The sequence below is a fragment of the Pseudomonas sp. B21-019 genome, from assembly GCF_024749225.1.
GTDB lineage: Bacteria > Pseudomonadota > Gammaproteobacteria > Pseudomonadales > Pseudomonadaceae > Aquipseudomonas.
The window spans coordinates 3,439,607-3,453,922 of the sequence record NZ_CP087193.1 but is presented as its reverse complement, the minus strand read 5'-3'; the positions used below and the strand labels follow the sequence as shown (position 1 = coordinate 3,453,922).

Below are 14,316 nucleotides of genomic sequence, written 5' to 3'. Positions count from 1 at the left end.
AGGATCGACAGCATGGCGATGCGTCTGGCAGTGGTTCTCCTGTTTCTCTACTCCACCCCGATTCTGTCGGCTGCCCAGCCCGTTCCCAACGAGCCGGAAGCGGCCCGTGAGCGCTTGATGAGTTTTATCGAGGACTGAAACACGCCGGGTTAAAGATCAATAAAACTGATAGCTACTATGCATAAAGGTCGCTAGTTATCTTCTGTTTTTTGATCGATTCTGTGGGCACTGAAACATGCCCACGGAGAACACCATGGCCAGCACCATCCTCACTTCTGCCAAACACGGCGCCTACCTGGCCATTGGTCTTTACGTGGCCATGGTGTTGGTCGTCAGCCTTTCGGCTCAATCGCAACACAGCCTTCAAGCACCGATTCAGGTCGCTTATCCCGGTATCCAGTTCGAACACCGCGCTCAACATGCGGTGGTTGATGACGTCGACTTGGCGGGAGTGGCAGGGGCATGAAAGGACGTAGACTCTGGGTCATCGCTTTCCTGGCGTTCATGACCAACGGCGCTTCATTGTTGGGGATCGGGCAGGGCTCGGCGGGGTCGGTGGCGCGGGCCATCGAATGCAACCACAACATCGCCCACAACATCCAGACCGCCAAAGCGCTGGAGTTGCTGGTGGGTAATCCGCCGAGCAAATCCAATGGCGAATTTTTCGGGCCATTCCAGGTGGATTGCTCGGCGTTGGGGATGTGCTCGGTGTTGGCCTGAATCCCCGGCCGATGAAGTCAAATGTGGCGAGGGGGCTTGCCCCCGTTCGGCTGCGCAGCAGTCGTAAAACCGGCGACTGAGGTTCATCTGACAAATCGCGATAACCTGATTCAGGGCTGCTTCGCACCCCAACGGGGGCAAGCCCCCTCGCCACAAAGGAATGCTGTTATTTTTGCTTTGCCATCACGTCAGCAAACAGATCTGAGTCGATGAACCGCTGCAACCAGCCCTGCAATCGCACATAAGGCGTCTGCCCGAACCACTCGCGATCCACATGGGCGAATTGCCTCACGAACGGCATCAAGGCGACATCCGCCAGGCTCGGGTGCGTGGCCAGCAAGTAGTCGCGCCCCTCCAGCAACTGATCCAGCTTGCGCAAGAACACCTCGCCCTCGGCGCGATAAAACGTCATCGGCTGCTCGGGATAACGCTCGGCGTATTTGTAGCGATTGAGGTGCACCTTGAACACCGAATCGTTTTCTTCGATCAGCCCGCCGATGTATTGCTGCCCGACAGGGTCATCCTTGAGCAGCCAGTCCTGCGGATCGTTCTGCGCCAGCGCCCAGCGCATGATTTCCAGGCTTTCATCGATCACCCGGCCATCCACGCTCAGCACCGGCACCGTGCCTTTGCTCGACAGCGCGAGCATTTCGGCCGGTTTGGCCTTGAGGCTGACCTCGACGATATTCACTGCAACCCCCGAATAGCGCAGGGCCATGCGAGCGCGCATGGCGTAGGGGCAGCGGCGGAACGAATACAGCGTATTCATTTCACCTCCAGGGTACTCAGGCCGTTGCCCTGACGGTGGACCTGGATCTGCACCGGAATCCGTTCATGCATTTCCTGTACGTGGGAAATCACCGCGACCTTGCGTCCCTGCGCTTGCAGGCCGTCGAGGGCGTCCATGGCCAGTTGCAGGGATTCGGGGTCGAGGCTACCGAAGCCTTCGTCGATGAACAGCGATTCGATTTTCAGCGTGCTCGATGCCATCGATGCCAAACCGAGCGCCAGCGCCAGCGACACCAGGAACGTCTCGCCACCGGACAGCGAATGCACCGAGCGCAGTTCATCGCCCATCTCGGTGTCCATCACTAATAACCCGAGCATGCTGCCGCCCCGTTTCAGGCGATAGCGCCGCACCAGTTGCCGCAACTGGACGTTGGCGTGATGCACCAGCAGGTCGAGGTTGTAGGCCTGGGCGATTTTGCGGAAGGTGTCGCCGGTGGCCGAACCGATCAGCGCACTCAAGCGCGCCCAGCGCTGGTACTCGGCGTAGGCGTCGGCGATCTGCTGCGCCAGCGCCTGATTGGCGTTTTGTCGACGCTGATCTTCGGTTTGTTCGGCACGCAATTCGGCGCAGCGATGCTCGCTGGCGGCGAACAGGTTTTGCAGCTCGGCCAGTGCCGTGGCCAGTTGTCCGGCGTCCAGGTTGCCGTTGTGCTGCGCCTGATGATCGCGCAAGCGCTGATCCCGCTCCTGCAACAGCACCTTGGCTTGCGCGATGTCTTGTTCGCTTTGCTGCAATCGTTGACGCAGCTCGCTGAGCTGTTGGTCGTTGACGCCGAGCAGCGCTTCCAGCCCACCGTCGTCCAGTTCTGGATGCTGCGCGCGCCAGTCGGCGATCTTGCTGCTCAGCTCGCGGTCTTCGCTTTCCAGGGCTTGCGCACGTTCTTGTTGTGCCTTGAGTTCGGCGGCCAGTTGCACCAGCCCTGTGCGCACGCTTTGCAGTTCCTGATTGGCCGTCGCTTCGGCATTGCGTGCCTGCTCGACGGCCTGATCCAGTTGCTGCTGCCATTGTTCGGCGCTGGCGTGTTCACCCAGCAGTTGCGTCAGTTTTTCCTGGCAAGCCTGTTGTTGCCCGGCCAGCGCGGTGAACTGCTGCTGCGCGGCGTCCAGCTGCTGGGCGCGGGTCTGCTGGCGGTCCTGCTCTTTGTCCAGCGTCTGCTGGCGTTGTTGCTGTTCATCGAGTTCATCGCGCTGCTGCTCGAGTTGTTGCAGACGCTGGGCGATCTGCCGGTCGAGCTGCATGAAAGTCGCGGCGGGTTCATTGCGCAGGGCTTCCAGCGTCTCGGCTGGCAGCAGGCTGCTGAACGCGCTCAGTTCTTCGTCCAGGCGTTGGCGATCGCTGCTCAACTCCCGTTGCTGGTTGAGCAGGTGTTGTGTCGCCTGTTGGTTCGCCGCTTCGGCGCTGCGCAGTTGTTGCGCCAGGCGCGCGGCATCTTGTTGCAGGGTGAGCAGGGCGGTTTGCCGCTGTTCGTCCTGGGTGATGCTCTGGTTCAACTGGCTGCTTTGTTGGCTCAGCCAGGCATCGCGTTTGTTCGCGTCCTGGGCCAACAGTTGGGCGGACAACGGGTGCGCTTCCAGGCTAGGCGCCAGGCTCTGTTGTTGAGTGGCGAGTTGTTCTTGCTGCTGCAGCAATTCCTTTTGTTGAGCAATCAAGCCGCCAACTTCTGCGCGCAGCTCGGTGAGTTTTTCCTTGAGCAGGTCGACGGCTTTCTGGGCGTTGGCCTGTTCGCTTTCATCGTGGCGGCCGAGGCTTTGCAGCAAGGCTTCGGGCTGATGATAAGGATGGTCCAGGCTGCCACAAACCGGGCACGGCTGATCGTCCAGCAGTTGCGCACGCAGTTCTTCGACGCTGGCACTGCGCGCCAGGCGCTGACGTTCCAGCAGTTCGCGGGTGACGGTCAGGGTCTGTTCGGCGATCGTCAATTCGGTCTTGGTCTTCACCCCGTCCTGGGTCAGACGATCACGCTCTTGCTGAGCGGCGACTTGGCGCTGCTGAAGTTCGGTGCCGCGCTTGTCCAGTTCCTGTTGGCTGGCCCACAGCCGCGTCAGTTCTTCAACGGCCCGCAGTTGCTTGCGGTTGTCCTGTAGCAGGCTGCCGAGGATCTGAATCTGCTCGGCCACGGCTTCGGGTTCGGCGCCAGCCTCTTTGTACAGCAGCTCAAGGTTCTGGCGTTGAGCGGCCAGATCCTCGGCGGCGCGGGTGGCGCTTTGCTCCAGGGCAGCCAGTTCGGACTGGCCCTTGTTCAGGCGATTGCCGATCAGCATCAGTTGCTGCAGACGATCGCGGTAGGCGTTCCAGGCATCGCTCAGCGGCGCCAGATGAGTGCTTTGCTCAAGCTCACCGGCAATTTGCTGCAACCGTTCTGCGACTTGTTTCTGCTGGTCGAGCAAACCCTGAATCGTGCTTTGGCCCTGAGCGCAGGCCAGTTCTGCCTGCTGCTTGAGGTCGGCACTGAGGCTGGCGTCGTTGACCAGGCGGGCGAGGGTGCTTTGCTCTTCGAAGGCCTGACGCAGTAGTGGCGCGCTGTTGCTGTGTTGGCTCTGCGCTTCAACCAGCGCCGTTTGCGCCGCGCTCAGACTGTGTTCGAGCTGAGCCTGACGCGCGCTCAGTTCGGTTTGCTGTTGGGTATGCTGCTGAATCTGCGCCGCCAGCGGTGCGAGCTGGGTGGTCAATTCGGTCTTTCGCGCGAATTGGTGCCGTTGCGGGGCCAGTTGCTCCAGACGGGTCAGCTTCAAGCGCTCGCTAGCCAGGCTGTCCCAGTGTTGTTGGGCGGATTGCAGTTGCTCGGTGGCGCTCTGTTGCGCGTCCTGCAACTGGCGCAGGTCCTTGAGCCAGGTGTGTTGCAACTCCAATTGCTTGAGCTGCGCCTGCTGGGTCTTGAGTTGCTGCTGCGCGTCATTGAAGCGCTCATCGAGCTCGGCCCGGGCTTCAGGCGACAGTGGCGTGACCCCAGTGGCCTGGTCCTGCAACAGCTTGTGGGCTTCGCGCGCTTCTTTGGTCTTGTCGAAGGCGCGGCGACCGAGGCGGGTGTAGAGCGCGGTGTCGGTGAGCTTTTCCAGCAGTTCGCTGCGGTCGTTGTCGTCCGCCTTGAGGAACGCACTGAACTCGCTCTGCGCCAACAACACGGCGCGGGTGAACTGTTCGAAGTTCAGGCCCAGTACGGACTCGATCTGACTCTTGAATTCAAGTTTCTGGCTGGCGAGCAGTTGATCCTGATCGATGTCGCGCAGGCTCTGGCGACTGGCTTGCAGCTTGCCAGCAGCCTTTTCCCTGGCGCGATTGGCTTCCCAGCGCGCGCGATAACGGCGGCCATCGATGCCAACAAAATCCACTTCGGCAAAGCCTTCACCGGTGCCGCGACGCAACAGCGTACGCGGATCGCCAGTGCTGATTTCACCATCGGCGTCCGGGGTTTTGGCGGAAGCTTGAGCGTTGTTCAGCCGCGGCACGGCGCCAAACAGCGCCAGGCACAGCGCATCGAGCAGGGTGCTTTTGCCGGCGCCGGTCGGCCCGGTAATCGCAAACAGGCCGGCACTGGCCAAGGGTTCGGCGGTGAAGTCGATTTCAAATGGCCCGGCCAGGGAGGCGAGGTTTTTCAGGCGGATCGCGAGGATTTTCATGGCTGTTCGCTCTCCATCTGCACGTCTTGCAGCAGCTCGGCGAAGTCCCTGAGCGTTTGCTCGTCGACCTCGCTGCCATAGTTGTCCTGCCAGGCGCGGCTGAACAGTTCCTGCGGCGTCAGTTGGTCCAGTTCGATCAAGGTGGCGCCGTCCTCGACGCCGTCGCGGCTGCCGTTGCCGGCGTATTCGGCGGCAATCCGCACCAGCCGTACCGCTTTGCCTTGCAGGGCTGTTTCCACTTGATGGCGCAGGTCCGGTTGCGGCTCGTCGAGACGCACCCGCACTTCCAGCCACGGCTGGCGCTGGATGTCGGCGAGCAGGTCGATGTTGGGCAGGTCGGCCAGTTGCAGCAGGATTTCCGCCAGCGGCGCGGGGCCGAGGCGTTGCAGGTTCACTGGTCGGGGAATGAGCTTCGGTTCGACGCTGAGCAGGGTTTCGCCATCCAGTTTGATGTCGAGAATCTGATGCTGATAACCGATCTCGGAGAATGACAACGGAATCGGCGAGCCGCTGTAGCGGATGCGTTCTTCGCCGTTGACCTTCTGCGGCTTGTGCAAATGCCCGAGGGCGACATAGCTGATGCTCGGTCCGAACAGGCTGGCGGGCAGGGCTTCGGCGTTGCCGATGATCAGGCTGCGCTCGGAGTCCTCGGAAACCGAACCGCCGGCCATGTGCGCATGGCTGATAGCGATCAGCGCCTGACCCGGCTTGCGCTTGGCGTTCGCCGCCTCGATCAGCCATTCGTGAACCTGGCCGATGCCGCGCAAATAGTTGTCACCCAGCTGCGCGCCGGTCACTTCGGCGGGGCGCAGGAACGGCAGCGCCAGGCACCAGGCAGCGATTGCGCCGCTGGCATCCGGCAACGGCAGCAACAGGCGTTCGGCATCCAGTTGACCGTCATCCAGCCACAGCACGCGACCCAAGGCGTGAGTGCGCAAGCGGCGCATCAACGGCGCGGGCAGTTCGATCCGCGAGCCGGAGTCGTGGTTGCCGGCGATCATCACGATAGTCAGCAACGGCTGCTGCTCGTGGGCGCTGACGATGAAATCGTAGAGGCGCTCCTGGGCTTTGACCGGCGGGTTGACCGTGTCGAAGATATCGCCGGCAATCAGCAGCACATCGGGCTGCTCCAGCTTCAGCTGACGCAGCAGCCAGTCGAGAAAGCAGGCATGCTCGAAATCGCGCTCCTGGCCGTGCAGGTTCTGCCCAAGGTGCCAGTCGGAGGTGTGGAACAGACGCAAGGCGTACTCCGCAACAAAATAAGGTGATGGCCGCAAGAAGAATGATGGCGGCTAAAGAGGGGAGAGTTTACTGGCAAACACATGGGATGTGGTCAGGCACTGATTTTGTGGCGAGGGGGCTTGCCCCCGTTCGGCTGCGAAGCAGTCGTGAATCCAGGCGACTCGGTGGCACTGAAGAATTGTAAGGGGCGCTTCGCACCCCAACGGGGGCAAGCCCCCTCGCCACAAAAGCCCCTTCATCCCATTGGTCGGGACTATTTAGGATAAAGCGGCGGCAACCCGCTGTCGCCGACCACGCCTTGAACCCCTTCGGCCGTCGGGATCGCCCGGATGGCGCGCCAGAGTTCTTCGCCTTGCCAGTACTGGCCGGTTTCGCTGTAGAGCGCGCCGTTCAGGCCGTCGAGGGCATCGGACAGCGGTACGAAGCGGGCGGCCATGTCGGCCAGGGTTTCCGGTTGTTGCCGGGCCCAGGCGTCGAGGGCCTGGCGGGTGGCGTGGGTGTCGTTGGCCTGGCAGGCGCGTTTGAGGTCGTCGAGCAGCGTGCGAGGGCTCGGGCCGGTCTGCGCTGCCCGCAGGACTGCCGGTTGCGAGCGGGCGCGCCACCAGAGGCCGAAGCCCAGCAGGGTGGTACAGGCCAGAATTGCCGTGCTGAGTTTCCACCACCAAAGGGCTTCGTTGCTGGCGCCGGACATCACCAGCGGGCTGCTCGCCGGGGCGTCGACGATCAGGCTCGGATTGCTCGCCACTTGCAGCGTGCGGGCCGGCAGGCTGGTGTGTTCCAGGTGATCCTCGAAGGTGTTCCACCAGACCACTTCAACGCTCGGCAAGTCGATGTCGCCGGTGCGGATCGGAACCAGGGCTTCACGGTCCTCGCGACTGCCGACCAAGCCACGCTCCCCGCTCTGGTTGCTCAGCACCGGTTGATCCGGGTAGCGCCGCAGGCCGTTGATCTCGGTGGCGGGCAATGGTGGCAGTTGAGAACTGGCGAGGCCTTCGGCGCTCAAGGTCAGGCTGCGGGTCAGCGAGTCGCCGACCTGCGCATGATCCGGTTCCGGGCTCCAGCTTTCACTCAGGCTCAGGCTGCGGGCCGGCAGCCAGGGAGCATCGGCTGGATAACTGCCGGGCTTGGCCTTGACCGTCAGCAGAATCTCGGTGGAACTGACGCGCATCAATTTGCCCGGTTTTGGCCCCTGGGGCGATCCGTCCTGGGACGGTTGGGCATCGACCAATGTGGCACTGAATACCTGCGCCGGAATGGTCAGCACGCCGCTGTGCTGCGGGTAAATCGCGTAGCGCATTTCGATCACGCCGTGGCGCAGGCCGTTGATCGCTTTCTCGTAGGTGCGCGACTCGCCCAGTTGTTCGATGCGCGCATCGGGAATCTGCAACGGGGTCAGGCTGCTGTCGTCGTACAGCGACACCGAATGATAAATGCGCAAGGTCAGGATCGCCTGAGCCTGCACATAGACGCTGTTCTGGTCGAGGCTGGCTTCGATGAACACCGGCGCCAGCGTGTTGCTGCTGTCCTGGGTTTCGCTTTCTATCACCTGCACGGTAATCGGTTGGCTCTGCGCCTCGCCCAGTTGCAGTGACGGAATCACCACACTGCCGTTCTGCCGGGGCAGCAGGGTGATGATCCAGCGGGTGGTCGCTTGAGTGTTGCCGTTGAGGGTGTTCGGTTGGTTGACCTGACGGGTACCGCGCACCTCGAACTGCGGTTCCAGCGGAGTCAGGTCGGGTTTGCCGAACTGGGTCACGTCGCTGGATTCCAGAGTCAGTTCGACCGTCTCCCCGGAATTCAGGCGACTGCGATCGACACTGGCGACCAGTCCCGCAGCCTGGGCCTGAGCGGTCCAGAAAAGCAGTGCAAGCAAGAAGGCGGTGAAGCGGGTCATCGAGTTTTTCCCTGATCCTGATGTTGTTGCTGTTCGTACCAGAATTTGCGCCTGAGCAGTTCGCCGGGATCATCCGGGATCTTGCGCAGCCATTGCTCCAACGCCTGTTGCTGTTCGCCTTCGAGCATGTCGCTGGCGGGGCGCCGTGGTGGCGTGGTGCTTTGTTCATCCCCCAATTCGCTGCCCGGAACTTCATTGGCGCCCGGTTGCGGTGGTGCCGTGGGCGGCTGCTCGGCGTCCGGCGTGGCCTGTTGGGCATCGGTTTTCGGCTCGCCATCGCTCGGCTGGGTGGCGCTGCCCGGTGGCGGTTCCTGAGGCATGGTTTCGGTTTCGCCCTCGGCGGTTTTGTCCGGCTCGACGGGCGATGTAGCGGTTTTCTGCTTGAGCAGCGTTTCCACCAGAGCCTTGTTGGTCAGCGCCGGGCGCAGGTCTGGCTGAAGTTCCAGCGCTTGCTCATAAGCGTCCAGCGCTGCTTCCAGTTCGCCGCTCTTGGCCAGCGCGTTACCCCGATTGTAGTGGGCGTGGGCGTCGTTGCCTTGGGCAAACCGCTGGGCGGCGCCACTGTAGTCGCCGGCTTCATAGAGCGCCACACCTTGCCATTGCGGGTCTTCGAAATGCTGCGCGGCTTCGGCAGGGCGCTTTTGTTTGAGCAAGTGCAAACCCTGCTGATCGGGCCGCAGCCACAGGTCTTCGAAATCGAAGGCGTAACTCGGTTGCGGCAGCAGGAACAGCAGCGGCAAGCAGAACAGCCAGCCGCGACGCCCGGCACAGGCGGCCAGCAACAACAATGGCAGCAGCAGCCAGTAGCCTTGATCGGCCCAGGTGTCGAGGCGCAACGTCTGGCCGTCGTTACGCAGGTCCCGTGGGCCGTCGAGCAGGCCGAGGTCGCGCAGGTCGGCATCGTCCAGGCGTGCCTGGGCGTAACGTCCACCCAGGCCATTGGCAAAGGCTTTCAGGCTGGGGCCGTCCAGATGCGGCACCAGAATCGCGCCCTGATCGTCCTTGAGGAAACTGCCGTCGTCCTGCGCGACCGGCGCACCTTCGGCGGTACCGATGCCGAGCATCAGAAATTGTGTGGACTTGGCGTCCAGCGACTGACGAATCCCTTGGCGTTCGTGTTCCGTCAGCGACGAACCGATCAGCAGGATCCGCCCCTGGCCGAGGGCGCCCCGATCCAGCAGCGTCAGGGCCTTGGCCACCGCCAGATCGGCGCGATGACCGGCCTGGGGCATCAGCGACGGCTTGAGTGCATCCAAAAGATTGCGGCTGGTCGACAGGTCGTCCGACAGTGGCACCAGCGTGTGGGCGCTGCCGGCGTAGACGACGATGGCGGTCTGCGCGTCGCTGCGGTTTTGCAGCAGATCCAGCAGTTTGCGCCGAGCCTGTTCCAATCGGTTTGGCGCAACGTCGGTGGCGAGCATTTCCGGGGTCAACTCAAGCAACACCACCAGCGGGTCAGCGGGTTTTTGGCCGGTTTGCTCGACGCGTTGCCAGCTCGGCCCCAGCAGGGCCAGCACAGTCAGCACCCAGGCCAGGCCCAGGGCGACCCACGGCAGTTTGCTCTCGCGACCGCTGCCACCACTGAGCAACGCGGCATGGAAGGCCGGTGGCAGAATCATTTGCCAGCGACCCGCGCGCTTCTGCCGGTGCCAGAGTTGCCAGAGCAACCAGCCCAGCAACGGCAGCAATAGCAGCCACCAAGGGCGGAACCAGTATGGCCAGAGAGCGATCATCGGCGCCTCCGCAGACGCAGGCGTTTGAGGCGCTGACGCCAGTCGGGCAGTTGCGTATGCAGAAACCGCTCTTTGGTAAACAGCTTCTTGGTGAATAGACGTTGCAACGGGTTATCCGGCCAGCGCTCACGGATCACCAGCAGCATGCTCAACAGTAGCGCCATCGCCAGAGGCCAGTGATACAACGCCTGGGCCGGACGGGCCTGCGTAGGTTGCTGGGCCACCGGTTCCAGTTTGTCGAGGGTGGTCTTGATCGCCTGCAATTCCTGGCCGTCGCGGGCGCGGAAATACTGGCCTCCGGTGGCTTGGGCAATGGCTTTCAAGGCCGGCTCGTCGAGGTCCAGGCTCGGGTTGATACCCAGGAAGCCCAGGGTGCCGCTTTGTTCCGGGTCGGCGCCAATGCCGATCGGGTAGATTTTTACGCCTTCATTCGCCGCCAGGCGTGCGGCGGTCAGCGGATCGATTTCGCCGCCATTGTTGGCACCGTCGGTGACCAGAATCAGTACGCGGCTTTGTGCCGGGCGTTGGCGCAGGCGTTTGAGGGCCAGGCCGATGGCGTCGCCGATGGCGGTGTTCTTGCCGGCGATGCCGATTCGCGCTTCGTCGAGCCAGACACGCACGGTATGGCGGTCGAAGGTCAGCGGCGCTTGCAGATAGGCCTGGCTGCCGAACAGGATCAACCCGACCCGGTCGCCATCGCGACTTTCGAGAAAATCACCGAGCAAATGCTGCACCAGTGACAGTCGGCTGACGTCTTCGTCCTGCCACTGCATGTCGGGGAAGTCCATTGAGCCGGAGACGTCCACCGCCACCAGCAAATCGCGGCCACTGGCGGCAATCGGTAGCGGTTCGCCGAGCCATTGCGGGCGCGCTGCGGCGATCAGCAGCAACAGCCACATCAGAATGAACGGGGCTTGCTGGCGCCAGGTCGGCAGGTTGGCCCGGGCGCGGCGGCGAGCGAGGCCTTCGAGGTCGCTGAGGAAGCTGACCTTGAGCGCCGGTTCGCCACTGTCGGCCACCGGCAACAGCACCCGCATCAACCACGGTAGCGGCAGCAGGGCGAAAATCCACGGCCAGGCGAACTCAAACATGTTTGCGAATCCAGGTGTCGACGGCTTGAGTCAGGCCGGCGATGGCCTTGTCGTCGAGTTTGCATTCGGGCTTGTAGGCACCTTCCACCAACACCATCCAGCGCGTGAGGCCGGCAGCCGGGCAGCGGTTATCAAGGAACGCCAGCCATTGGCGCCCGTTGAGGGTGTGGCTCTGGCTATAGGGGTAGTGGTTGCGGCACAGGCGTTTGAGCAAGCCATTGAGTTGCTGCAGCCAGGCACCGGCCGGGGCGCCGTCGTAGGGTTTGGGCATCAACGCGAGTTCGGCCAGGGCGGCGAGGCGCACCGGGTCCAGCGGTTGTTCGGCACGGACGATCGGGCGCTTGTCCGGAATGAAGCGTCGCAACTGCCATGCGCCGAAACCGATCACCGGCAGCAACAACAGCAGCAGCCACCAGCCCGGTGCCGGCGGCCAGAAACCGATCGGTGGCGGGGAAATCAACGGTTGCAGTTGATCGAGGCTGCTCATCGACCTTTCCCCGGACGTTGTGGGTTCAGGTATTCGCGCAATTGCTCGACCATCTCGCTTTGGGTGCTCAACGGCATCAGCAACACCCGTAGCTTCTGCGCCAGCAATTCCCAGCGGGCGATGCGCGCTTCCGCTTGGGCGCGGTAGGCCTGGCGCAGGTCGAAATTCAAGGTGTCGAGTTCCAGTTGTGCGCCGTGTTCAGCAAAACGAAGCAGACCGGCGGCGGGCAGGGCGTGATCCAGCGGGTCGGACACCGGCAACAGCAACAGGTCGCAATGGCGCGACAACAGGCTCAGCTGTTGTTCTGCACTGTCGGACAGGGCGCGTTCGTCGCAGATCACGATCACCAGGCTGCCGGGGCGCAGCACTTCCCGGGCGCGGCGCAGGGCAATGCCGAAGGCGTCGCGGTCCGGCTCGCGTTCGGTGTGCAGCGACTGATTGACCCGCACCAGCCGGTTGAGCAGTTGCAGTAGGCTCTGCTTACTGCGTCGTGGCTTGATTTCGTAATGCTCGTTGTCGCCGAACACCAGCCCGCCGACCCGGTCGTTGTGCCCCAGCGCGGCCCAGCCAATCAGGCTCGCGGCCTGGGCGGCCAGCACCGACTTGAACATCAACCCGGAGCCGAAAAACAGCCGACGGCTCTGTTCGACCATGATGAAGATCGGCCGCTCACGTTCCTCATGGAACAGCTTGGTGTGCGGTTCCTGGGTCCGGGCGGTGACGCGCCAGTCGATGCTGCGCACATCATCGCCGGCCTGATAGACCCGCACCTGATCGAAGTCCACCCCGCGCCCGCGCAGTTTGGAGTGGTGCAGGCCGATCAGCGGGCTGCGCTGGCTCGGCGTGGAAAACAGCTGCACTTCGCGCACGCGATGGCGCATCTCGATCAGCTCGGCGAGGCTGATGCGGATGCCCGGCTCGGGCGGCAGAAGGGTGTTCATCGGGGTCAAGCGACGGCTACGACGTCGAGAATCCGCTGGACCACCCGGTCCTGGTCGATGCCAGCGGCTTCGGCTTCAAAGGAAAGAATGATGCGGTGACGCAACACATCGAACAGCACCGCCTGAATGTCTTCGGGGCTGACGAAGTCGCGACCGGCCAGCCAGGCGTGGGCCCGGGCGCAACGGTCGAGGGCGATGGAGCCGCGCGGACTGGCGCCGTAGGCGATCCATTCGGCCATTTCCGGGTCGAACTTGGCCGGGATCCGCGTGGCCATGACCAGTTGCACCAGGTATTCCTCCACGGCGTCGGCCATGTACAACCCGAGGATTTCCTTGCGCGCGGCGAAGATCGCCTGCTGGCTGACCCGGCGTTCAGGTTTGGTTTCGCCGTGCAGTGCTTCGCCACGGGCCTGTTGCAGAATCCGCCGTTCGACGGTGGCGTCGGGGAAGCCGATTTTCACGTGCATCAGGAACCGGTCGAGCTGGGCTTCGGGCAGTGGATAGGTGCCTTCCTGCTCGATGGGGTTTTGCGTGGCCATGACCAGAAACAGCGGCGACAGCTCGTAGGTGCTGCGCCCGACGCTGACCTGGCGTTCGCCCATGGCTTCGAGCAGGGCCGACTGGACCTTGGCCGGGGCACGGTTGATTTCGTCCGCCAGCACCAGGTTATGGAAGATCGGGCCTTGCTGGAACACGAAGCTGCCGGTTTCCGGGCGATAGATTTCCGTGCCGGTGATGTCGGCCGGCAGCAGGTCGGGGGTGAACTGGATGCGATGGAACTGTGCTTCGATGCCTTCGGCGAGTTCTTTGATGGCCTTGGTCTTGGCCAGCCCCGGGGCGCCCTCGACCAGCATGTGACCGTCGGCGAGCAAGGCGATGAGCAAGCGCTCAATGAGTTTTTCCTGGCCGAGAATCTGCGTTGAAAGAAAGGTTCGCAGCGCGAGCAGCGCTTCACGATGTTCCATCGATGACTGTTCCTGGAAAGGGTGACCGAAGACGTTCGAATAACGCCAGGGCTGGGGGCGTTACTTTAATCCATCGCGGGGGGCGCCGACTAACGGCATTTTGTAGAAATGTGCGGATTAACGCTCGTTCCCACGCTCTGCGTGGGAATGCAGAGCGTGGGAACGATCACCTCAAAACCGGTAGGAGCGAGCGGTGCGGCGATCCGACTTGCCCGCGAGGGCGCCCATTCAGCCACCATCAGATTTCGCTGATGTAAGTACCAATCCCCTCGAGAATGTTCTGCAGCGTCTCTTCCACCTCGGCCAGATCGCTGGCATCGGTACTGTGCAGGATTTCCAGCGAATCATTGCCATCCAGCGCATCGGCGTCCACGGCGGCGATTTCGATCAGCAGACGGTCAGGGCTGAGGGTGACTTTCACGCCATCCAGGGCCGAAGGCTTGTCGTGGAAGATGATCTCCAGCTCGTCCTCGTCCGGAAAGCGGCTCATCAGGAACATTTCGCCCTCGGCACTGTTGCAGCAGAGCATGGCCAGATTGTCTTCTTCGTCATCGCACGGGTTGACGATCAAGAGGTCGGTTGTCATTTGCATGGGAAAAATCCTGGCTCGGCGAGCGTTGTGAACACAACAAACGGCAATTCTGCCAGCCCTCGGGAATTTCTGCTTGGCTGAGTGTCAGAGGATGTGTCGTGAACATCTGATGCATCTCGAGTCATTTCTGGGACGAAGGTGCCGTAAATCCGGGCATAAAACGCCCATTTTTCTGCACGGCTGCTAGTGTTGTTCGAGGCGCATGCCGCGAGTTACGTGCCGATGACCGAATATGTCGCAGCGC

At 62.6% G+C, this 14,316-nt stretch carries 13 protein-coding genes; 3 read left to right on the top strand and 10 right to left on the bottom strand.

The annotated features are described in order from the left end of the window. Positions 1–12 precede the first annotated feature (12 nt). From LOY36_RS15355 to LOY36_RS15345, 3 genes are all read left to right on the top strand, one after another. On the top strand, positions 13–138 hold the full coding sequence (locus LOY36_RS15355; protein ID WP_019579306.1) for a hypothetical protein: 126 nt from the start codon (positions 13–15) through the stop codon (positions 136–138). Positions 139–253: 115 nt separating this feature from the next. Further along, a complete protein-coding gene (locus LOY36_RS15350) occupies positions 254–466 on the top strand; it encodes a hypothetical protein (protein WP_018926170.1) in 213 nt (70 codons plus the stop codon). Beyond that, entirely contained in the window at positions 463–720 is a 258-nt protein-coding gene (locus LOY36_RS15345) for a hypothetical protein (protein ID WP_007941322.1), read from the top strand. The genes LOY36_RS15350 and LOY36_RS15345 overlap by 4 nt, the downstream gene beginning before the upstream one ends. A gap of 166 nt (positions 721–886) precedes the next feature. Here the strand turns inward: LOY36_RS15345 and LOY36_RS15340 are convergent, their stop codons facing one another. From LOY36_RS15340 to LOY36_RS15295, 10 genes are all read right to left on the bottom strand, one after another. After that, a complete protein-coding gene (locus tag LOY36_RS15340; RefSeq protein WP_258668649.1) occupies positions 887–1,489 on the bottom strand; it encodes a glutathione S-transferase in 603 nt (200 codons plus the stop codon). Continuing rightward, positions 1,486–5,127, bottom strand: a complete 3,642-nt coding sequence (locus LOY36_RS15335; protein WP_258668647.1) for an AAA family ATPase — start codon at positions 5,125–5,127, stop codon at positions 1,486–1,488. Before LOY36_RS15335 ends, LOY36_RS15340 begins: the two co-directional genes overlap by 4 nt. Further along, complete coding sequence (locus LOY36_RS15330; RefSeq protein WP_258668645.1) at positions 5,124–6,368, bottom strand: exonuclease SbcCD subunit D C-terminal domain-containing protein; 1,245 nt, start codon at positions 6,366–6,368, stop codon at positions 5,124–5,126. Before LOY36_RS15330 ends, LOY36_RS15335 begins: the two co-directional genes overlap by 4 nt. 254 nt (positions 6,369–6,622) lie before the next feature. After that, the gene (locus LOY36_RS15325; RefSeq protein ID WP_258668643.1) at positions 6,623–8,263 is read right to left on the bottom strand and encodes a BatD family protein; all 1,641 of its coding nucleotides are present in this window, start codon (positions 8,261–8,263) and stop codon (positions 6,623–6,625) included. Beyond that, positions 8,260–9,996 (bottom strand): VWA domain-containing protein, encoded by a 1,737-nt coding sequence (locus LOY36_RS15320; RefSeq protein WP_258668641.1) that lies wholly within the window; start codon positions 9,994–9,996, stop codon positions 8,260–8,262. Before LOY36_RS15320 ends, LOY36_RS15325 begins: the two co-directional genes overlap by 4 nt. Continuing rightward, complete coding sequence (locus LOY36_RS15315; RefSeq protein ID WP_064618194.1) at positions 9,993–11,087, bottom strand: VWA domain-containing protein; 1,095 nt, start codon at positions 11,085–11,087, stop codon at positions 9,993–9,995. Before LOY36_RS15315 ends, LOY36_RS15320 begins: the two co-directional genes overlap by 4 nt. Next, entirely contained in the window at positions 11,080–11,574 is a 495-nt protein-coding gene (locus LOY36_RS15310) for a DUF4381 domain-containing protein (protein WP_258668639.1), read from the bottom strand. The genes LOY36_RS15315 and LOY36_RS15310 overlap by 8 nt, the downstream gene beginning before the upstream one ends. Continuing rightward, complete coding sequence (locus LOY36_RS15305) at positions 11,571–12,515, bottom strand: DUF58 domain-containing protein (RefSeq protein ID WP_019579297.1); 945 nt, start codon at positions 12,513–12,515, stop codon at positions 11,571–11,573. The genes LOY36_RS15310 and LOY36_RS15305 overlap by 4 nt, the downstream gene beginning before the upstream one ends. 5 nt (positions 12,516–12,520) lie before the next feature. Then, positions 12,521–13,480 carry a MoxR family ATPase gene (locus LOY36_RS15300; RefSeq protein WP_007941298.1) on the bottom strand — a complete coding sequence of 320 codons (960 nt, stop codon included), beginning with the start codon at positions 13,478–13,480 and terminating at the stop codon, positions 12,521–12,523. 238 nt (positions 13,481–13,718) lie between these two features. Then, positions 13,719–14,072: a hypothetical protein gene (locus LOY36_RS15295; RefSeq protein ID WP_258668637.1), complete on the bottom strand. Its 354-nt coding sequence runs from the start codon at positions 14,070–14,072 to the stop codon at positions 13,719–13,721. Positions 14,073–14,316 lie beyond the last annotated feature (244 nt).

What these genes read in the sequence shown, in the direction of transcription:
- LOY36_RS15355 (WP_019579306.1), top strand. Translation starts at nt 13, where the DNA reads ATGGCGATGCGTCTGGCAGTGGTTCTCCTGTTTCTCTACTCCACCCCG.
- LOY36_RS15325 (WP_258668643.1), bottom strand. Translation starts at nt 8,263, where the DNA reads ATGACCCGCTTCACCGCCTTCTTGCTTGCACTGCTTTTCTGGACCGCT.
- LOY36_RS15315 (WP_064618194.1), bottom strand. Translation starts at nt 11,087, where the DNA reads ATGTTTGAGTTCGCCTGGCCGTGGATTTTCGCCCTGCTGCCGCTACCG.
- LOY36_RS15320 (WP_258668641.1), bottom strand. Translation starts at nt 9,996, where the DNA reads ATGATCGCTCTCTGGCCATACTGGTTCCGCCCTTGGTGGCTGCTATTG.
- LOY36_RS15295 (WP_258668637.1), bottom strand. Translation starts at nt 14,072, where the DNA reads ATGCAAATGACAACCGACCTCTTGATCGTCAACCCGTGCGATGACGAA.
- LOY36_RS15305 (WP_019579297.1), bottom strand. Translation starts at nt 12,515, where the DNA reads ATGAACACCCTTCTGCCGCCCGAGCCGGGCATCCGCATCAGCCTCGCC.
- LOY36_RS15310 (WP_258668639.1), bottom strand. Translation starts at nt 11,574, where the DNA reads ATGAGCAGCCTCGATCAACTGCAACCGTTGATTTCCCCGCCACCGATC.
- LOY36_RS15300 (WP_007941298.1), bottom strand. Translation starts at nt 13,480, where the DNA reads ATGGAACATCGTGAAGCGCTGCTCGCGCTGCGAACCTTTCTTTCAACG.
- LOY36_RS15340 (WP_258668649.1), bottom strand. Translation starts at nt 1,489, where the DNA reads ATGAATACGCTGTATTCGTTCCGCCGCTGCCCCTACGCCATGCGCGCT.
- LOY36_RS15350 (WP_018926170.1), top strand. Translation starts at nt 254, where the DNA reads ATGGCCAGCACCATCCTCACTTCTGCCAAACACGGCGCCTACCTGGCC.
- LOY36_RS15345 (WP_007941322.1), top strand. Translation starts at nt 463, where the DNA reads ATGAAAGGACGTAGACTCTGGGTCATCGCTTTCCTGGCGTTCATGACC.
- LOY36_RS15335 (WP_258668647.1), bottom strand. Translation starts at nt 5,127, where the DNA reads ATGAAAATCCTCGCGATCCGCCTGAAAAACCTCGCCTCCCTGGCCGGG.